General features: G+C 60.8%; 16 protein-coding genes. 15 read left to right on the forward strand and 1 reads right to left on the reverse strand.

What is annotated here, in order from left to right:
• Positions 1-83: 83 nt before the first annotated feature.
• The 15 genes from C2L65_RS18265 (at position 84) to C2L65_RS18335 (ending at position 17,340) form a co-directional block, all read left to right on the forward strand.
• Positions 84-1,757, forward strand: a complete 1,674-nt coding sequence (locus C2L65_RS18265) for a GMC family oxidoreductase (RefSeq protein ID WP_042304699.1) — start codon at positions 84-86, stop codon at positions 1,755-1,757.
• Positions 1,758-1,847: 90 nt separating this feature from the next.
• Positions 1,848-2,927 (forward strand): sugar ABC transporter substrate-binding protein, encoded by a 1,080-nt coding sequence (locus C2L65_RS18270; protein WP_042304769.1) that lies wholly within the window; start codon positions 1,848-1,850, stop codon positions 2,925-2,927.
• Positions 2,924-3,943, forward strand: coding sequence for an ABC transporter permease (locus C2L65_RS18275; protein WP_081920731.1), 1,020 nt, complete (start codon positions 2,924-2,926; stop codon positions 3,941-3,943). The genes C2L65_RS18270 and C2L65_RS18275 overlap by 4 nt, the downstream gene beginning before the upstream one ends.
• 17 nt (positions 3,944-3,960) lie before the next feature.
• Positions 3,961-5,460 (forward strand): sugar ABC transporter ATP-binding protein, encoded by a 1,500-nt coding sequence (locus C2L65_RS18280; RefSeq protein WP_042304698.1) that lies wholly within the window; start codon positions 3,961-3,963, stop codon positions 5,458-5,460.
• Positions 5,461-5,467: 7 nt separating this feature from the next.
• Positions 5,468-6,427 (forward strand): ABC transporter permease, encoded by a 960-nt coding sequence (locus C2L65_RS18285; RefSeq protein WP_042304697.1) that lies wholly within the window; start codon positions 5,468-5,470, stop codon positions 6,425-6,427.
• A gap of 50 nt (positions 6,428-6,477) precedes the next feature.
• A complete protein-coding gene (locus C2L65_RS18290) occupies positions 6,478-7,227 on the forward strand; it encodes an electron transfer flavoprotein subunit beta/FixA family protein (protein ID WP_042304696.1) in 750 nt (249 codons plus the stop codon).
• Positions 7,228-7,238: 11 nt separating this feature from the next.
• Positions 7,239-8,171, forward strand: coding sequence for an electron transfer flavoprotein subunit alpha/FixB family protein (locus tag C2L65_RS18295; protein WP_042304695.1), 933 nt, complete (start codon positions 7,239-7,241; stop codon positions 8,169-8,171).
• Positions 8,172-8,195: 24 nt separating this feature from the next.
• The gene (locus C2L65_RS18300) at positions 8,196-9,203 is read left to right on the forward strand and encodes a Gfo/Idh/MocA family protein (protein ID WP_042304694.1); all 1,008 of its coding nucleotides are present in this window, start codon (positions 8,196-8,198) and stop codon (positions 9,201-9,203) included.
• Positions 9,200-10,051 (forward strand): shikimate dehydrogenase family protein, encoded by an 852-nt coding sequence (locus C2L65_RS18305; protein ID WP_042304693.1) that lies wholly within the window; start codon positions 9,200-9,202, stop codon positions 10,049-10,051. The genes C2L65_RS18300 and C2L65_RS18305 overlap by 4 nt, the downstream gene beginning before the upstream one ends.
• Before the next feature lie 184 nt (positions 10,052-10,235).
• On the forward strand, positions 10,236-11,252 hold the full coding sequence (locus C2L65_RS18310) for an aldo/keto reductase (protein WP_042304692.1): 1,017 nt from the start codon (positions 10,236-10,238) through the stop codon (positions 11,250-11,252).
• Between the two features lie 128 nt (positions 11,253-11,380).
• Complete coding sequence (locus C2L65_RS18315) at positions 11,381-12,403, forward strand: zinc-dependent alcohol dehydrogenase (protein WP_042304691.1); 1,023 nt, start codon at positions 11,381-11,383, stop codon at positions 12,401-12,403.
• A gap of 70 nt (positions 12,404-12,473) precedes the next feature.
• Entirely contained in the window at positions 12,474-13,961 is a 1,488-nt protein-coding gene (locus C2L65_RS18320) for a sugar ABC transporter ATP-binding protein (protein ID WP_042304690.1), read from the forward strand.
• A gap of 3 nt (positions 13,962-13,964) precedes the next feature.
• Positions 13,965-14,957, forward strand: coding sequence for an ABC transporter permease (locus C2L65_RS18325; protein WP_052426773.1), 993 nt, complete (start codon positions 13,965-13,967; stop codon positions 14,955-14,957).
• 27 nt (positions 14,958-14,984) lie between these two features.
• Positions 14,985-15,923, forward strand: a complete 939-nt coding sequence (locus C2L65_RS18330; RefSeq protein ID WP_052426772.1) for a substrate-binding domain-containing protein — start codon at positions 14,985-14,987, stop codon at positions 15,921-15,923.
• A 115-nt stretch (positions 15,924-16,038) separates the two neighbouring features.
• Complete coding sequence (locus C2L65_RS18335) at positions 16,039-17,340, forward strand: MFS transporter (protein WP_042304689.1); 1,302 nt, start codon at positions 16,039-16,041, stop codon at positions 17,338-17,340.
• A gap of 659 nt (positions 17,341-17,999) precedes the next feature.
• Here the strand turns inward: C2L65_RS18335 and C2L65_RS18340 are convergent.
• Positions 18,000-18,950 (reverse strand): LysR family transcriptional regulator, encoded by a 951-nt coding sequence (locus C2L65_RS18340; protein WP_042304688.1) that lies wholly within the window; start codon positions 18,948-18,950, stop codon positions 18,000-18,002.
• Positions 18,951-19,002: the final 52 nt, after the last annotated feature.

A 19,002-nucleotide genomic window follows, 5' to 3' on the forward strand; every position in this document is an offset into this window, starting at 1 on the left:
ACGAAAGCGGTCACTGAGAACCGCGCGCAACGGTTGGGCCACGCGGAAATGCGCGGCCGCAGAACGCAGAATCGGAGACAGCAATGTATGACTATGTGATCGTGGGTGGTGGCCCGGCAGGCTGCGCGTTGGCAGCACGTCTGAGTGAAGACGCAAGCAACCGGGTACTGTTGCTCGAGGCTGGCCCCGCTGATACGAATCCCTACATCCATATGCCCGTCGGCTTCTTCAAGATGACGGGTGGCCCGTTGACATGGGGCTATCGCACCGCGGCGGCAGCCGAGACACAACGCCGCCAGATTCCGTTCGCGCAGGGCCGTGTGCTCGGCGGCGGCAGTTCGATCAATGCGATGGTTTATACGCGCGGCCAGCCGTCCGATTACGACGCCTGGGAGCGCGACGGTTGCACGGGCTGGGGCTTTCGCGACGGCGTGCTGCCCTATCTGCGTCGGATGGAAGACAACGAGCGCCTGTGCAATGAGTATCACGGCGTTGGTGGCCCGCTCGGCGTGTCCGACCTCATCAGCGTCAATGAACTCACCAAGGCCTTCGTCCGCGCCGGTCAGGAAGCCGGCCTGCCGTACAACAGCGACTTCAACGGCGCGCAACAGGAAGGCGTCGGCGTGTATCAGGTCACGCAGCGCAATGGGCGGCGTTGCAGTGCCGCAGTGGGCTATCTGCGGGACGCGCGCGCTCGCAGCAACCTGACGGTGAAGACGAATTGCCTGGTGTCGCGCATCGTGATCGAGAAGGGGCGCGCGGTGGGTGTCGAATTCGCCGACCAGCACTCGCGGACGAACGTTGTCGTTGCGCGGGCCGAGCGCGAAGTGATCGTGACGGCGGGTGCGATCGGTTCTCCCAAGTTACTGATGCTCTCCGGCATTGGCCGACCCGCGGCCTTGGAGCGCGCGGGCGTCAAGCCGTTGCATTCGCTCAATGGCGTCGGTGAGAACCTGCAGGATCATTTCGACATTGATATCGTGTACGAGCTCAACGGCCACTATAGCCTCGACAAGTACGCGAAGAAGCACATGATGCTGCTCGCCGGCCTCGAATACAAAATCTTCAACAAGGGTCCGGTCACGTCGAACATCGCCGAGGGCGGGGCGTTCTGGTATTCCGACAGCAGCGTCCCGACGCCCGATCTGCAGTTCCACTTCCTGCCCGGGGCTGGCGTCGAGGCCGGCGTGCCGCCTGTTCCGTCAGGTTCAGGTTGCACGCTCAACTCCTATTTTCTGCGCCCACGAAGCCGTGGCAGCGTAACGCTGCACAGCGCGGATCCCGCCGATGCGCCCGTCATCGATCCCGCTTATATCCGCGATCCCTATGACCTGAAGGTCGCCGTGGAAGGCATTCGTCAAAGTCGCGAAATCATGACGCAGAACGCGCTGCGCAAGTTCATCAAAAGCGAACACTTCCCTGGCGGCACTGTGCGCACGCAGACGCAATACGAAGAGTACGCGCAGCAATACGGGCGTACCGGGTATCACCCGGTTGGTACCTGCAAGATGGGTGTGGACGACATGTCCGTGGTCGATCCGCAGTTGCGGGTACACGGCATCGAAGGTCTGCGCGTCGCGGATTCATCCGTCATGCCACGCATCGTCAGTTCGAACACCAATGCGCCGACACTGATGATCGCAGAGAAAGCGTCGGACCTGATTCGCGGGCGCGTAGCGGCGCAGGCGCCGGCGGCAGGCCAGTTGGCCAGCTATTCCGGCCGGGCAGTGCCCGTTGCCGCCGCGACGCTGGCGTAGGGTTGGGCCGCACGGCCTGAGAGGGAGAGTTCTGGTATCGAACTCCATAACAATGAGTAACTATCTATATATTTATTGGAAGGAGACATCATGTCCAAACACGATCAACACTCGGCTTTTTCACGCCGTGACTTCATCAAGCTCGGTGCAGGGGCGGCCTTTGCCATGGTTGGCAGCAGTGTTTCGGGTTTATCGCTCGGTGCGGGCCAGACCACCTTGGCCTGCTCGTTCCGGTCGCTAACGAACCCGTATCACGCAGCCTTCAACAAGGGCGCGCAAAGCTTCGCGGCAAGCGTCGGCTTGCCGTATGTGCCGCTCACCACTGAAGGGAGCTCCGAGAAAGGCATCGCGGATATTCGCGCACTGCTGCAACGAACGGGCGGCAATCTCGTGCTCAACGTCGATCCGAACGATTCCGCCGATGCGCGCGTGATCGTCGAGGCCTGCTCGAAAGCGGGCGCGTTCGTCACGACTATCTGGAACAAGCCGAAGGATCTGCATCCGTGGGACGTGAACCCGAACTATGTAGCCCATCTTTCCTATGACGGCGTCGCGTACGGTGAAGAAACCGCCACGCAGCTGTTCAAGCAGATGGGCGGCAAGGGAGGCGTCGTCGCGCTTGGCGGCATTTTCAGCAACGTGCCGGCGATCGAGCGTAAGGCCGGGCTCGACGCAGCGCTGAAGAAGTTTCCTGGCATCCAGCTGCTCGATTTCCAGGTCGCGGACTGGAACTCGCAAAAGGCGTTTCCGATCATGCAGGCGTGGATGACGCGATTCAATTCGAAGATCAAAGGCGTGTGGGCCGCGAACGACGACATGGCGCTTGGCGCGATCGAGGCACTGCGCGCCGAAGGTCTCGCAGGCCAGATGCCCGTGACGGGCATGGACGGCACGCCACCCGGTCTGAGCGCGATCAAGGCCGGTGAGCTGGTCGCTTCCGTCGACTGGGATCCGTACTGGCTGGGTGGCATCGGTCTCGCAATGGGTCTTCAGGCGAAGGAGAAAAAGATCGACGTGGCAGCGCTGCCTAAAGACCGGCGCGAGTCCTATTGCAAGGCAACGTTCGTGACCAAGGCTAACGTCCAGGACGTGCTGAAACGCGCGGCTGCGCCTGGCGGCGAATGGAACAATCTCTATGCCCGCGTCGCGGGTCCAGTGGTGTATCGATGAACAAGCTGACCTTGGCGCCCACCCGGCAGGCCGTGCCCACAAAAACAACCGGGACCCCGATCGTATCGAAGCAGGCACTCGTGCGACGATTTGCACCGCTGCTGGTGCTGGTGGCGCTCGGTCTTTGCATCGGCGCGCTGAACCGCGATTTCTTCGATCCGATGAACCTGTCGCGGATTGCGATAGGTGCCGCGATTCCTCTCACCATCGCACTCGGTGCCGCGTTCGTGATTCAGCTCGGCAGCATCGACCTGTCGGCCGAAGGCATCGTCGCGGTCGCAGCGATTGCGGTATCGATGCTGGTCGAGAACTCGTACAACGACAACCACTTCGGGCTGTGGGTGCTGGCCGTGGCGATTGCCGCAGGTACCGCGCTGGGTCTTGCCAACGGCGTGCTGCACGTGTTTCTGCGCATTCCGTCGTTCATCACGACACTGGCGATCGGCTTCGTTGCAACGGGGATCGGTACGGCGTGGCTGTCGGGGAACACGATCCGTGTGAGCGCCCCTTCGCTGCGCGCCATCTCGATTACGCGCTATCTGGGTCTGCCTCTGTCGGTCTGGATCGCGATATCGATGCTCGGGATTGCGTGGTTTGTCTACAAACACACACTGCTCGGCCGACACACGCTCGCAATCGGTGGCGGGGAGGATCTCGCGCGGCTAAGTGGGGTGCGGGTATCGCGCGTGCGCATCGCGGTGTTCGCGCTGGCAGGCGCTTTCTATGGCGTGGCGGGCATCCTCGCTGTTGCGCAATACGGGCAGGGACACGCACGCATTGCCGATGGTCAGTTGTTCGTTGCGATTACCGCAATCGTGGTGGGCGGTACTTCGCTCGCAGGCGGCAACGGCAGCCCGATGAACACATTGATCGGCACGCTGATCGTGATTGTGCTCGGCAACGGCATGGTGCTGCTCGGTGTGCCTCCCTACGTGCAACAGGGCATCCAGGGTGTATTGATCATCGCGGCCGTGACCCTCGCGCTCAATCGCTCGCGCCGGCGCATCGTCAAATGAGCGTGAGGAGAACAGACATGCTTTCACTGAAGAACGTCACCAAGCGCTTTCCTGGTGTGCTCGCCCTGGACGACGTATCGATTGAAGTCAGGCCGAATGAAATCGTCGGTCTGATTGGCGAAAACGGCGCGGGCAAGTCCACGCTGATGAAACTCCTGACGGGTGCATACCGCCAGGACACGGGCGAGATCGAGCTTGGCGGCAAGCCGCTCGTGATCCGCAACCCGCGCGACGCGACGTCCAAGGGTATCGCGATGGTCTATCAGGAGCAATCGATCCTGCCGAATCTGACCGTTGCCGAGAACCTGTTCCTCGGTCGCGAAGAAGACTTCGTCACCTTCGGCCGGGTGAACTGGGCAAAGCTCAAGCGGGCGGCGAAGAAGGAACTCGCCACGGTGCATCTGGACGTCGATCCGCTGACGCTGTGCGAGGACCTTTCGTTCGGCCAGCGACAGATGGTGGAACTCGCGCGAGCCTTGTCGCTCGCGAGCCGCACGGGCGGCACGCCGATCATCCTGCTCGATGAGCCAACTTCTGTGCTCGAAGCCGGGGAGATCGAAATCCTGTTCGGGCTCGTGCGTGAACTCAAATCGCGTGCGTCGTTCGTGTTCGTATCGCACCGGCTCGATGAACTGCTGTCGCTCAGCGACCGCGTGTATGTGATGAAAGATGGGAAGGTGGTGTCGGAGATGTCGTCGGGCAATGCGTCGGTGACGAAGCTCCACGAACTGATGGTCGGCCGGTCCCTGCACAGCGAGTACTACCGCGAGAACCTGCAAAAGCCTTGCCGCGCGGAGGTCGCACTGTCGGTGCGCCACGCGTCGCTGGGGCACGTGCTCAACGACGTTTCCTTCGATGTCCACCGCGGCGAAGTGTTCGGTGTCGCGGGCGTGGTCGGGTCCGGGCGCGAGGAACTGTGCCGGATCATTGCGGGGCTGGAAAAGCTCGACGCGGGGGAGGTGATGGTCGGTAAGACCCGTCTGAAGCCGCAGGCCAATCATGCCGTCGCGCTTGGCATCGGATACGTTCCGCGTGAGCGAAAGGTCGAGGGGCTCGTCACCCAGATGAGCGTTGCGCAAAACCTCACGTTGCCGCGTCTTGGCGCCGTCAGTCGTGGCGGTGTGGTTCGCAAGGCAAGCGAGCGCGCGCTTGCCAACGAATGGATACAGCGGCTGCACATCAAGACACCAGGGCCTGATGCATCCTGCCGTAACCTGTCGGGCGGCAACCAGCAGAAGGTGGTGCTCGCGAAATGGCGTTTTGCAGGCAGCCGGATTCTCGTGCTCGATCATCCGACGCGCGGCCTCGATGTCGGTGCAAAAGAAGAGGTCTATCAACTCATCCGCGAACTGACAGCGGAGGGTGTCGCCGTCGTGTTAACGGGCGATACGCTCGAAGAGATTCTTGGGCTTAGCCATCGCGTGATGGTCATGCGAGACGGCCGCGCTGAAAAGGTGCTGCCATGCGAGGTTGGGCACAAGCCCTCGCAGGTCGAAATCGTCGAACACATGGTCTGAGGTCAACATGCCACAACTGAACCCATCACTCGCGGCGAAGCTGCGCGACAACGCGCCCTTTCTCGCACTCGTCGTGCTGTACGTGTTGATTGAAATCGCGCAGCCGAGCTTTCTGGCACCTTCGACGCAACTCGGCTTGCTCGCCGACAGTTCGACGCTGTTCATCATGGCGGCCGGCACGACCTTTGTCGTGTTGCTCGGTAGCATCGACCTGTCGCTGCAATCCGTGGCGTCACTTGCGAGCGTGATCGTGGCGATGCTGCTGCCACGTTACGGAGCGATGGCTGCTGTCGTCGCACTCGCTGCGTCGTTTGGCATTGGTCTGCTTAGCGGGTTGATCCAGACCATGCTGCGCATTCCGTCCTTCATCGCGACGCTTGCGGTGGGCGGGATCGCGTCGGCGGCTGCGTTGACGCTTTCCGGCACGCGCTCCATCGCGATCAGCGACGAGATGCGCAACGCTTCGCTCGGTTGGACCACGGGCACTTCGTTCGGCGTGCCGCATGAAATCCTGCTTGGCATAGCAGTGTTTGCGTTCTGCCTGTTTCTGCATCGCTCGACCGTTTTCGGCCGCCACGCTGACGCGATCGGTGCCGGCGAGCCTGCGGCGATCGCTTCGGGTGTGCGCGTTTGGGTGACCAAATGCCTGGTGTTCGGCACGTCGTCTTTCTTTGCCGGGCTTGCGGGTGTCGTCATGGCAGGCCGGCTGGGCAGCGGTTCGCCAACGCTGGCAGATCAGTTCCTGCTTCCCGCCATCGCCGCAGTGATCGTCGGCGGGACGGCGCTGACGGGTGGCGCGGGCGGCATCGGCAGGACCCTGGTGGGTGCGCTCCTCGTGTCGGTCGCGCGCGTGGGCATGACATTCGTTGGCATTAGCGTGTTCGCGCAGCAGATCGTGTTCGGACTGATCCTGATCGTCGCTGTGACGGTGGCGTTCGATCGTTCGAAGGTGCTGGTCATCAAGTGAGATTCGACCCGGCCCGTTGCGCCGGCTTTTGTTGAAGGAAGAGGTTGCACATGAAAATTCTGGTCACGGTCAAAAGAGTGGTCGATTACAACGTCAAGGTTCGCGTGAAGTCGGACGGAAGCGGCGTCGATATCGCGAACGTGAAGATGTCGATGAATCCGTTCGACGAGATCGCCGTTGAAGAAGCGGTTCGCCTGAAGGAAGCGGGCGTGGCGACGGAAGTCGTTGCGGTGTCGTGCGGCGCGACGCAGTGTCAGGAGACGCTGCGCACGGCGCTAGCCATTGGAGCGGATCGCGGGATTCTCGTTGAGTCGACGGAAGAATTGCAGCCACTCGCGGTCGCGAAGATTCTCAAGGCGCTTGTCGACAAGGAACAGCCGCAACTGGTGATTCTCGGCAAGCAGGCCATCGACGACGATGCGAATCAGACGGGTCAAATGCTGGCCGCGTTGGCTGGCTTGCCGCAGGCGACGTTTGCATCGAAGGTCGTGGTTGCGGACGGCAAAGCTACGGTGTCGCGTGAAGTCGATGGCGGCGCGGAAACGCTCTCGCTCAAGCTGCCTGCAGTCGTCACCACTGATCTGCGTCTGAATGAGCCGCGCTACGTCACGCTGCCGAACATCATGAAGGCGAAGAAGAAGCCATTGGAGACGCTGAAACCTGCCGATCTCGGCGTCGATGTCGCACCGCGCCTGAAGACGGTGAAAGTCGCCGAGCCGCCGAAGCGCTCAGCCGGCGTGATGGTGCCGGACGTGAAGACGCTGGTCGAGAAGCTCAGGAACGAAGCCAAAGTACGCTAAGGACGGTTGAAATGACGATTCTGGTAATTGCAGAACACGACAACGCATCGATCAAGGCCGCAACGCTGAACACGGTTGCCGCTGCGTCGAAGATCGGCGGTGATATTCACGTGCTGGTTGCGGGTTGGAATGGGCAAGGCGCAGCCGACGCCGCCGCGAAGATCGCGGGCGTTTCCAAAGTGCTGCTCGCCGACGCGCCGCAACTCGCCGACGGACTGGCTGAGAACATCGAAGGCACGGTGCTGAATATCGCGAGGGACTATTCGCATATCCTGGCGCCCGCTACCGCTTACGGCAAGAACATCGCGCCGCGCATTGCGGCGCATCTCGACGTCGCGCAAGTCAGCGACATCACGGCTGTGGATAGCGCCGATACATTCGAGCGCCCCATCTACGCTGGCAACGCGATCGCGACAGTGCAATCGGGCGATCCCGTCAAGGTCATCACCGTGCGTACGACGGGCTTCGATCCCGTGGCGACCGAAGGCGGCAGCGCGTCGATCGAGAAAATCCAAGCCGCTGCGGACGCTGGAATGTCCGCGTTCGTGAACCGCGAATTGACCAAGCTCGACCGGCCGGAACTGACATCGGCTTCCGTCATCGTGTCGGGTGGCCGTGGACTGGGGAACGGCGAGAACTACACGAAGGTGCTCGAACCCCTGGCGGACAAACTCGGTGCGGCGTTGGGCGCGTCGCGTGCCGCCGTAGATGCGGGCTTCGTTCCGAATGACTATCAGGTCGGCCAGACGGGCAAGATCGTCGCGCCGCAGTTGTACGTGGCCGTCGGCATTTCCGGCGCGATCCAGCATCTGGCCGGCATGAAAGACAGCAAGGTCATCGTCGCCATCAACAAGGATCCAGAAGCGCCGATCTTCAGCGTCGCCGACTATGGTCTGGCTCAGGATCTGTTCGAAGCCGTGCCAGAGTTGACGGCGCTTATCTGAAGTAGCTTCGTAGAGGACGTACCGATGCGTAAAAGTCGAATTGCGATCGTTGGCGCCGGTCTGGCCGCAACACCTCACGCGCTTGCACTAAACGAGCTGAACGACGAAGTGGAGGTGGTGGGCGTAGTCGGTCGGTCGGCCGAACGGCTGGAGCGCTTCGCCAACACGTATGGCTTCCCGATTGCCAGCTCGTTCAACGCCGTATTGGATGATGCACGTGTCGATGCCGTTCTGGTGCTGACGCCGCCGCACACGCATCTCGAACTCGTCGAGCAGGCCGCTGCCGCGCGCAAGCATGTACTGCTTGAAAAGCCGCTCGACATATCGATGCCTCGCGCAGAACGCGCGGTCGAGGTCTGTCGCAAGGCCGGTGTTCAACTCGGTGTGGTCTTCCAGAATCGCTTTCGTCCCGCTGTTGAGCGGCTTGCAACGCTCGCGAAGAGCGGCGCACTGGGCGCTATCGCCTATGCCGGGGTCGATCTGCGCTGGTGGCGGCCCCAGTCCTACTACGATGAGCCCGGTCGCGGGACGTATGCGCGCGATGGAGGCGGCGTGCTGCTGACGCAGGCCATTCATTCGCTCGACATTCTGATGTGGCTGGCGGGAGACGTATCAACGGTAGTCGGTGCAACGGCAACAACCGCTTTGCATTCGATGGAAGCAGAAGACTTCGCGAGCGCCACACTCACGTTCGAAAGCGGCGCCGCCGGTCACGTGCTTGCGACGACGGCGGCGTATCCAGGTTTTCCTGAGCGAATTGAGCTGATCGGCACCAATGGGACAGCGGTTCTCGAAGGGGGACATCTGCGCGCGTTTTTCCACGATGGTCGTGTCGATGAATTTCATGATCCTTCGTCGTCGGGATTTGGCGCAAAGCCGATGGACTTTTCCCATACGGCCCATCGCGATTTGCTGAAGGATTTTCTACGCGCGATTCGCGAGGACCGCAGCCCTTTGGTAACGGGCGACGATGCGCTGCGCGTGCAGCGTCTGATCGAACGCATTACCGCACAGACAGGACGCCGCCCGTGACGCACATCGATGGAGAAACACGGATCGTTGCCATTCTGGGCGACCCCATCGCGCAGGCAAAGTCGCCGCAACTCTTCAATGCTTTCTTCGAACGGCACGGCGTGAATGCGGCCCTCGTACCGTTTCACGTGCCCGCTGCGGACCTTGGCCTTGTGCTCGATGGGCTGCATGGCATCGTCAACCTGGCCGGTGTGGTCGTGACGGTGCCGCACAAGCTCCAGGCGACCGCTTACGCGGCGCGATTGTCGGAAGCGGCGCAGCAAACTGGCGCGGTCAACTGTCTACGGCGCGAAGCCGACGGTTCCTGGACGGGCGCGATGTTCGACGGTGCTGGCTTCGTCAAAGGCCTGCTTGGTCGTGCGCATGTGGTTCGCGGCAAATCGGCGCTGATTGTCGGTACAGGCGGCGCGGGGGTGGCAGTCGCGCATGCGCTGATCGACGCGGGTATCGCATCGCTCGATCTCTTCGACAGCAATGCAACGTCGTTGCAGCGGCTCACGCAGGCATTACAGGGGCGTGGGAGCGGCGTGGTCGTCGGAGAGAGTGCGGCGCGCGCTCGGGCCGGTCACGATTTCGTCGTCAACGCGACGCCATGTGGCATGCGCGCTGGCGATCCACTTCCGATCGACCTCGCCGATGCTGGTCCGCATGCCGTCATCGCCGACCTGATCATGAAGCCGGCACAAACGCGCCTGCTGGAAGAAGCGGAAGCCCGAGGTTTAGCCACCCATCCGGGGCGGCATCTGCTCGAAAGCTCGGTCGAAGAGATGGTCGCGTTTCTAGGTCTGCTTGCGCAATCGCAAGAACGTTCAACAGCCGCCTGCAAGGCAGAGATCGAATCTCCGTAAGGCGGCGAAAAGGCTTCGGGAAAACCCCCTTTGATTGCTCCAGGATCGGGGCATAGTATGAGTCGTAAGTAACTATCCGGTGGGTTATGAAACAAGTCCGGAGATAGCCGACTTTCCTTCGCAACGAGTTGCATCGGACCAGACCACGCGCGAAAGCGCCGACTCTGGTCGACAGGAGACAACGATGAATCCAGCAGAAAAGCGCAAATGGCCGCGCTCGGGACTCGAAACAACGCTGATGGGCTTCGGCGCCGCGCCGATCGGCAACATCTTCCGGCCGATCACGGAGGAGGATTCCGCGGCCCTGATCAAGGCCGCCTGGGACGCCGGCGTGCGGTATTTCGACACGGCTCCCATGTACGGCCATGGTTTGAGCGAAGCTCGCTGTGGGCAGGGGTTGCGCTGGTATCCGCGCGACCAATATGTGCTGTCGACGAAGGTGGGACGGCTTCTCAAGCCCCGCAAGCGCGCGGAAATCGACTTTACGCCGTGGGTCGACGGCCTGCCGTTCGAAATGAAGTTCGACTACAGCTACGACGGTGTCATGCGGTCGATCGAGGACAGCCTGCAGCGACTGGCGTTGGAGCACATCGACATCGCACTGATCCACGACATCGACAGCTATACGCATGGAGACAGGCAGCCGGAAATGTTCGAGGCGGCCATGTCGGGCGCGGCGAAGGCGCTGCTGAAGTTGCGCGACGAAGGCGTCGTGAAGGCGGTAGGCGTGGGCGTGAACGAATGGCAGGTTGCGCATGAGGCCATCAAATGCAACGACTTCGACTGTCTGCTGCTCGCCGGACGTTACACGCTGCTCGAGCAGGACGCGCTCGACGGCTTCCTGCCTCTGTGTGAGGAGCGGCAGGTGTCGGTCATCCTGGGTGGCGGCTACAACAGCGGCATCCTCGCGACGGGCGCGGTTCCCGGCGCGAAATACAACTATTCGGCCGCGCCCGATACGGTTCTAGAACGGGTACGCAAGATCGAGGAAGTGTGTCGGGAATACTCGGTGCCTTTGAAAGCGGCGGCGCTGCAGTTCGTCCTCGCCCACCCGGCAATACCCACCAACATTCCCGGCGTGCGCACGGTCGCCCAACTGGAAGACAACCTGCAAACGTTCCGGGCACAGATCCCGTCAGCTTTCTGGGCCGAACTGAAGCGTCGTGAGCTGATCCGGCAGGACGCGCCCACTCCTCAATAGCGGTTCGTCGCCAACCCGCAATCGGGTAGCAAAGAACGTCTCACGGGTTCCGCGCCCGCCTCCTCCACCGCGCGATTGCGTGGCGGATGGGACAGGTCGTGCCCGCGTTTCAATGTCAGGGAGAAGTCATGAAAGCTGCTGTACTTGTTGCTCCGATGCAGTTCGAGTTGCGCGACGTGCCTGTTCCCGAATGCGGCGCGTCCGATGTGCTGATCAAGGTGGAGCGCTGCGGGATTTGCGGAACCGATTTGCACATCTATCACGGCAACTACTCAAGCGACCGTCTGCCGTTGATTCCGGGACATGAGTTCTCCGGGACGATCGCCGAAGTTGGCTCAGCCGTTAAAGGGCTAAAGGTCGGTCAGGCGGTCACCGCAGACATCAATCTCGGTTGCCGTAGCTGCTTCTATTGCCGCAAGAACGAGATTCTCAACTGCACGCAGATGGTTCAGCTCGGCATCCATGTGAATGGCGGCATGGCCGAGTACGTGCGCGTGCCGGCCTATGCGGTCGTCCCGTTGCCCGCGGCGATGCCCGTTGAAGAAGGCGCGATGGTCGAGCCGCTTTCGTGCATCGTGCGCGCGTTTCGCAAGGGCCATCTGAGGCTTGCCGAGAGTGTGCTGGTCATCGGCGCGGGACCGATCGGCCAGATGCATATGCAGCTCGCCGTCCGTGCGGGCGCGGCGCCTGTCATTGTCGTCGAGCCGAATGAGCAGCGGGCGCGACTCGCAAAAGAACTGGGCGCGGATATGGTCGTGACCGACCCCGCCCAGCTCGAGGCCACGGTGCGCGGCGCAACCAATGGACGCGGCGTCGATGTCGCGATTGAAAGCGTCGGTTCCACCGAACTATACGAAAAGGCATTCACGCTGATCCGTCCTGGCGGCCGCGTGATTGCGTTCGGACTCGCCAAGCCGGGTCATACGTTCAGGATTTCCGCGCTCGACTTCGTGCTGCGCGAGCAGGGCGTGCAAGGCAGTGTCGCCGGCATGGGCGACGACATGCACGAGGCCGCGACGCTGCTCGGCTACAGGCGCGTGAACGTTGCGCCGTTTCTTACCACGATCTATCGACTCGATGACGTTCAGGCGGCGTTCAAGCGCCTTGCCGAAGACAGGAACGTATTGAAGATCCAGTTGCAGGTCGCATGAATTGCCCGGGCCGCCGCAGCGGTTCGAAGTCGTGTCAACGCGGTGTCGTTTCGCTCAGCAGAGGCAGTCCATGAAAGCTCTTGAAGTGAAGGGAATCAGCAAGTCCTACCCCGGTGTACGAGCGCTGGATCGCATCGAGTTTTCATGCAGCCGTGGATCCGTGCATGCGCTGGTTGGAGAAAACGGTGCGGGCAAATCAACGCTAATCAAGATTCTGAGCGGCGCCACTGCACCCGATGAGGGCGAACTGTTACTCGACGGCAAATCCTACTCACCGGCATCGCCGAGCGAAGCAGCGACGGTGGGCGTATCGACGATTTATCAGGAGTTCAACCTGATCCCCGGCTTGAGCGTTGCCGAGAATATTTTTCTGGGCCGTGAACGGATCAGTCGCGGCTTGCTCGATGCCGCATCCATGCGCAGCGAAGCGAAGGCGCTGCTCGCGCGCATCGGTGCACCGATCGACGTGCGAAGGCGTGTCGGCACACTGTCGGTAGCTGAACAGCAGCTCGTCGAGATCGCGAAGGCGCTCGCCGTCTCAGCGCGCGTGCTGATCATGGATGAACCGTCCGCGACGCTTTCCGATCGTGAGATGACCCTGCTCTATAACGTCGTGCGAACCCTGTCGCGCGATGGAGTGACGATTCTCTATGTGTCGCACCGGATGGATGAGATTTTCGACCTTTGCGACACCTGCACGATCATGAAAGACGGTCGCTCGGTCTGTACGCGTAGGGTGGCGGACCTCGATCGCGCATCGCTGATACGGCTCATGGTGGGCCGCGAAGTCGATACACGCTTTCCTGATCGGCGCGACAACGGCGACGAACCTGCTGCGCAGATCGTGCTCGATGTAAAGGCGCTGCGACTCGCGGAACGCGTAAAGGACGTCACTTTTAGCATACGTGCCGGTGAGATCGTAGGCCTCGCGGGACTCGTGGGCGCGGGACGCACGGAAGTGGCCCGTGCGATCTTCGGACTCGACGACATCGCGTCAGGCGAGATATCGCTGCGAGGGCGTGCATATCGCCCGAAGACGCCCGCCGAGGCGATCGAATCAGGCGTCGCATTGGTGCCGGAGGACCGCAAGGCTCAAGGGCTGGTGCTCGGCCTCAGCATCCGCGAGAACGCGATGCTTCCCACACTCAAGAGCATTTGTCGCTTCGGCTTCGTTAGCCGACGCCGCGAACAGTCACGAGTGGCGTCCGTGTGCCGGCAACTCGCGGTGTCGGCATCGAGCGCGGAAGTGCCCGTCGGAACTTTGTCGGGTGGCAATCAGCAGAAGGTCGTGTTCGGCAAATGGATTGCCCACGACTACACACTTCTGATTCTCGACGAACCGACGCGGGGCGTTGATGTCGGCGCGAAGGTCGAGTTCTACAGGTTGATTGACGAGATTGCCCGCTCTGGCAAGGCGGTTCTGTTGATCTCCTCGGAAATGCCTGAACTCCTGGGCATGGCGGACCGCATCGTCGCGCTGCGTGATGGCGTAGTGACGGGGGAAGCTTCCGCTCATGGCGCAACAGAAGAGTCGGTCCTTCAAATGATAGCGAGGTAAATCATGGCATTCGCAGAACCTATGTCGGGCACCGCTTCGAGCGGAAGATTTTCAGGCGGCGCGTATCGGCGCATTGAGCTCATCCAGCGCTTTGGCATTCTCGCCATCTTCATGCTCCTGTGCGTGACGGCGGCAGTGTCATCGCCTTACTTTCTCACGGCCGAAAACCTGTTGAATGTCGTACGCCAGGTGTCGGTGGTGGGACTGACATCGCTGGGCATGACGTTCGTGATATTGACGGCGGGCATCGATCTTTCCGTCGGATCGATTCTCGCGCTCACGACGCTCGCCATTGCGGGTCTCAAGCCATATGGGCCGGTGGCATCGCTCGCGGGCGGCCTCGCAATCGCGCTGATTTGCGGGTGGGCCAACGGCGTTATCACGACCAAAGGCCGTATCCAGCCGTTCATCGTCACGCTTGGCATGATGACGGCGCTTGTCGGCGTCGGACTCGCTTATTCCGATGGTCAGCCGGTCATTGGTGTTCCGGCGTCGCTTGCATGGATTGGACGTGGACGCCTCGCAGGCGTGCCCGTTCAGGCGCTGCTTTTCATCGTGATGGCGGTGGCATCGGCGGTAATTCTGAGAATGACGCGCTACGGAAGGCACGTGTATGCCGTGGGCGGCAATGCGGAAGCCGCGCGGCTGTCGGGCGTACCTGTCGACAGGATTCGCGTGATTGCCTACTGCCTTTCCGGGTTGTTCGCGGGGCTCGGCGGTCTCGTGATGTCGACGCAACTGAACATCGGTGAAGCGAACCTCGGAAAGGGGCTTGAACTCGATGCGATTGCCGCTGTAGTGGTCGGTGGTACGAGTCTGTCGGGTGGCGCGGGTGGCATCGGAGGCACGATCGTTGGTGTCTTGCTGATCGGCGTGCTGAACAACCTTCTCAATCTGCTCAACATCCCTGCCTATACGCAGTTGATCGTCAAGGGCGCAATTATTGTCGGCGCGGTGTTGATCCACGCGCAACTCAGTCGTTCAAAGGACCGATAGACCGGTCGTAAATCCCAGGAGACAACGATGTTCAACACGAAGCTGATGCAGATAGCGGCAGCCACGACTCTTGCATTCGGATGTGTCGCGAGCGCGCTCGCTGCCGACACGATTGGCCTTTCGCAGGAGAGTCTCGATCATCCGTGGCTCGCGACCCAGCGCAAGCAGATCAACGACGCTGCCGCAGCGGCCGGCGTACGCGTGCTCGCCACCGACGGGCAGGGCAATGTCGCGGGCCAGATCGCAGGCATCGAAGACATGGAGTCGAAGGGGATCAAGCTTCTTCTGGTGCAGGCCGGGAAAGCAGAGGGTTTGCGTCAGGAGCTGGCGTCGCTAAAGGAGCGAGGCGTGCAGTACATGTTCGTCGGCAAGCCGATCGAGAACGCGGGCGCAATCACAATGGTATCGGGAGATAACCGCGCACTGGGTGTGGATGCTGGTCAGTACATCGTCGAAACGCTGACAAAAAAATACGGCAAGCCCAAAGGCAACATCGTATTGCTCGAAGGCATTCCAGGTGACGAGACATCCGTGAACCGGATAGGCGGCGTTACGTCGGTGACCGGGAAATCCGCGGACATCAAGGTAATTGCGAAACAACCGGCCGATTACCGCCGGCCGAAAGCCTACGCGGTGATGCAGAACATCCTGCAGGCGCATCCGGCCGGCACGGTCGACCTTGTATTCGCCGCAAACGGCGAGATGGCGCTCGGTGCGATCCAGGCGATCAAGGAGAGCGGCCGGTCGAGCGAGATCAAGGTGTTGGGCCTCGACGGGCAGAAAGAAGAGTTTGAAGCGATCCGGGCCGGTGACGAAGCGGCCACATGGCTGTATCCGCCCGCTGGAACTGAAAGCATGGCAGTCGCGATAAAGATCCTGAAAGGGGAGAAGGTGCCGCCCAAGGTTGTGTTGCCAACTGTCCGGGTCACAAAGGAAAACATTGACTCGGTGAAGCCGGCCTTCTAACACGGCCGACGAAATTACTTCAGTCGCTGTAACGCGCAGATCTCTTCTGGCGTTCGGCAACTCGCATTTCAGATCCCGCGAACATCGGGATCTACAAACGTTAAAGGGGTAGCGGATGGATCGAACAAGATATCGGTGGCGTATTTGCGCCTTGCTTTTTTTCGCAACGACGATCAATTACCTTGACCGGCAAGTCCTCGGCCTGTTGAAGCCCGAACTCGCGATGCGTTTCAACTGGACCGAAACCGAATATAGCTACATGGTGGTGGTGTTTACCGCCTGCTATGCGATCGGCTTGATCCTCTCCGGAAAACTGGTCGACAAGTACGGCGTGAAGCTGGGTTACGGGATATGCGTGCTTGTCTGGAGCATTGCCGCCTGCGGACATTCTCTCGTGCGCAACACGCTTGGATTTTCTTTCATGCGTGCGCTGCTCGGCCTGGCGGAATCGGGAAATTTTCCGGCAGCTGTCAAGGCGGTTTCCGAATGGTTTCCGAGAAGAGAACAGGCGCTGGCGGTTGGTATCCTGACTTCCGGCACCAGCATCGGTGCGGTGGCCGCGCCGGCGCTGGTGCCTTGGCTCGCTGCGTCCTACGGATGGCAAGCCGCATTTCTCGTCACGGGGTTGACAGGGTTCGTCTGGCTAGGCTTCTGGTATTTGATGTATTACGCGCCACAAAAGCACAAGACGATCTCAGTGGAAGAGTTGAAATACATCAACGAGAATCGAGCCGGGGATGACGACAAGGGACCATCTGTGAACTGGATTTCGCTGTTGAAGATTCGGCCCACGTGGGCATTTGTCATGGGCAAGCTGCTGACAGACCCGATATGGTGGTTCATGCTGTTCTGGCTCCCTTCTTATTTTTCTTCCCGATACCATCTTGATCTTAAGAATCTAGGGTTGCCGCTGGTGGTCGTTTATGTAGCGACCTCGATTGGCAGTATCTCGGGCGGGTGGCTATCGTCGCGCCTGATCGCTCGCGGATGGGATGTCACTCGCGCACGTCAGATCACCATGCTTGGATTGGCGTTCCTCGTGGTACCCATAGCGTTTTCGCCCTGGATCGACAACATGTGGGCAATGGTTGGACTTCTCAGCCTTGCCGCCGCAGCACACCAGGGCTGGTCTGCGAATCTGTTCACGACCGCGTCGGACATGTTCCCGAAGAGGCTCGTGGGATCGATTGTCGGAATGGGAGGCATGGCTGGCGCAATTGGTGGAACTGTCTTTCCCTTGTTCGTCGGTGCGCTCCTTGATCACTTCAAGGCTCTCGGAAACGTCAATGCGGGCTACAACATATTGTTTGCGATATGTGGGTCGGCATACGTGATCGCATGGACTATCATGCGCCTGATTCGGTCTTCGAATCCGCGAACGGACCTTGGGTTCATGCCAGGCGATTCGGTGACTTGATTGCAGTCTGAGGTTAATGCCGGAGCCGTTCAAACATCGAATGGATTGAGTCTTCATGTGCCAGCCTAACGCTACCGAGAAGAAAGAAATCTGGGGCGGCGTGCCATTCGACACGTCGCGCGAATGTCGAGTAGCGGGGGATTGGATGGCCGCGCTGACATCGCCAGCCTCTCCGCCGAAGGCGTGGTCCTCTTCTCCTCAGATGAGCACTGAGCGTGGGCAGGAATAGAACGGCTGCACAATCTGCGCGTAAATGCATTGAAGGTTCGTAGGTCCGCATGTAGCTGGTTTGCGAATGTCCGTTGTGCCCTCGGAAGCGGCCTTTGGCTTTACAGCAGAGCGAACGGCTGATGTGGGTCGAAGATCGACTACTCCGCAAATTGCGCAATCGATCTCTCTTCTTTGAAGAGGAGATTGTCATGGAAACGCTTACTTCTTCCGGCACTCGTCGTGTGCCATGGAACAAGGGGAGGTTGACCCGAGGTAGATGACGCGCTCGAGATGGCCGAGCAAACCGAAGTCTGATAGCCGTTGGCCGGTGAGCGGGTGCTTGCCGGCCAGTTGCCGCCGTTCGCCATCGACGTTACACGGTCATTCGAACGGCCATTCCCCATCACGCAGCGGACGTTCGGTCGGGCGAGCAAAATGCCTTCGCGGGGTCACGCGTCACTGCGCAAGTCGTCGCTATGCCGCTTATGTATTGAAGACATTGGCGGCACCGCGCTTGAATGCAGCAGCGTCTTGCGGAAATGCTCTACCAGTGGTCTCAGGTTGACCCGATGCCACGCCGCCCATAGCGCCGTCCGATAACTGAACCACGACAGTTCATGCAGCACCACGCCAGCGGGCGCATGGCGCCGCAGGCTTTGCTGGATCATCGTGACGCCGAGACCCGCCGCGACGAGACCGAGTGCAGCCAGCGGCTCGGTGGCTTCCATCGCGATATCGGGTGTGAACCCGGCTTTCGCGCATGCTGCAATGAAATTATCGTGGCGCAGCGCGCCTTCTTCGTACATCACAGCAATCCACTTCTGCGCCGCCAGATCGTCCGGTGTGAAGCGCGACGCGTTCGCCAGCGGATGGTCCTCGGGAATCGCGAGCAGCATGGGATCGTCGAGCACCAGCGCTGATTCGAGGTCCGGGTCGTCGGACGATAGCGGCTCGCAAACGAGCGCGATATCGAGGCTGCGCTGACGCAAGCCGGTTAGCTGATCGGCCGACCGGTAGCTGTAAAGGGCGATGTGTACGTCGGGCTTCTGCGCGCGCAGTTGCCGCAGCGCGCGAGGCAACACGCCGGAGTGCATCGCGTTCTCCAGATAGCCGATGCACAGCCCCCCTTCGTCGCCGCGCCCAAGACGCCGCGCCAACGATTCCAGCCGTTTTGCGTGCGTGAGGAACGCCTGCGTTTCCGCGAGAAAGGTGCGCCCATCGGTAGTCAGCCGGATCCGCTGCTGCGAACGTTCGAATAGTGTAAGACCGAGATTTTCCTCGAGCTGGGCGATCTGGCGGCTCAACGGCGACTGCGAGATATGCAGCTTCTCGGCGGCGCGCCCGACGTGCTCCTCTTCGGCGACCGCGACGAAATAATGCAGTTGACGGATATCTAGCATATAAGACCTCTTCGGACTCAAGTTTGTCAAATTATGTCTTAGACAGACTTAA

Origin of the sequence: Paraburkholderia terrae (genome assembly GCF_002902925.1) — a bacterium.
Classification (GTDB): Bacteria; Pseudomonadota; Gammaproteobacteria; order Burkholderiales; family Burkholderiaceae; genus Paraburkholderia; species Paraburkholderia terrae.

Bases quoted from the DNA above. Each gene is read 5' to 3' on its own strand.
- C2L65_RS18325 (WP_052426773.1), top strand. From the start codon at position 13,965: ATGGCATTCGCAGAACCTATGTCGGGCACCGCTTCGAGCGGAAGATTT.
- C2L65_RS18320 (WP_042304690.1), top strand. From the start codon at position 12,474: ATGAAAGCTCTTGAAGTGAAGGGAATCAGCAAGTCCTACCCCGGTGTA.
- C2L65_RS18270 (WP_042304769.1), top strand. From the start codon at position 1,848: ATGTCCAAACACGATCAACACTCGGCTTTTTCACGCCGTGACTTCATC.
- C2L65_RS18335 (WP_042304689.1), top strand. From the start codon at position 16,039: ATGGATCGAACAAGATATCGGTGGCGTATTTGCGCCTTGCTTTTTTTC.
- C2L65_RS18285 (WP_042304697.1), top strand. From the start codon at position 5,468: ATGCCACAACTGAACCCATCACTCGCGGCGAAGCTGCGCGACAACGCG.
- C2L65_RS18310 (WP_042304692.1), top strand. From the start codon at position 10,236: ATGAATCCAGCAGAAAAGCGCAAATGGCCGCGCTCGGGACTCGAAACA.
- C2L65_RS18300 (WP_042304694.1), top strand. From the start codon at position 8,196: ATGCGTAAAAGTCGAATTGCGATCGTTGGCGCCGGTCTGGCCGCAACA.
- C2L65_RS18290 (WP_042304696.1), top strand. From the start codon at position 6,478: ATGAAAATTCTGGTCACGGTCAAAAGAGTGGTCGATTACAACGTCAAG.
- C2L65_RS18265 (WP_042304699.1), top strand. From the start codon at position 84: ATGTATGACTATGTGATCGTGGGTGGTGGCCCGGCAGGCTGCGCGTTG.
- C2L65_RS18295 (WP_042304695.1), top strand. From the start codon at position 7,239: ATGACGATTCTGGTAATTGCAGAACACGACAACGCATCGATCAAGGCC.
- C2L65_RS18280 (WP_042304698.1), top strand. From the start codon at position 3,961: ATGCTTTCACTGAAGAACGTCACCAAGCGCTTTCCTGGTGTGCTCGCC.
- C2L65_RS18315 (WP_042304691.1), top strand. From the start codon at position 11,381: ATGAAAGCTGCTGTACTTGTTGCTCCGATGCAGTTCGAGTTGCGCGAC.
- C2L65_RS18340 (WP_042304688.1), bottom strand. From the start codon at position 18,950: ATGCTAGATATCCGTCAACTGCATTATTTCGTCGCGGTCGCCGAAGAG.
- C2L65_RS18275 (WP_081920731.1), top strand. From the start codon at position 2,924: ATGAACAAGCTGACCTTGGCGCCCACCCGGCAGGCCGTGCCCACAAAA.
- C2L65_RS18330 (WP_052426772.1), top strand. From the start codon at position 14,985: ATGTTCAACACGAAGCTGATGCAGATAGCGGCAGCCACGACTCTTGCA.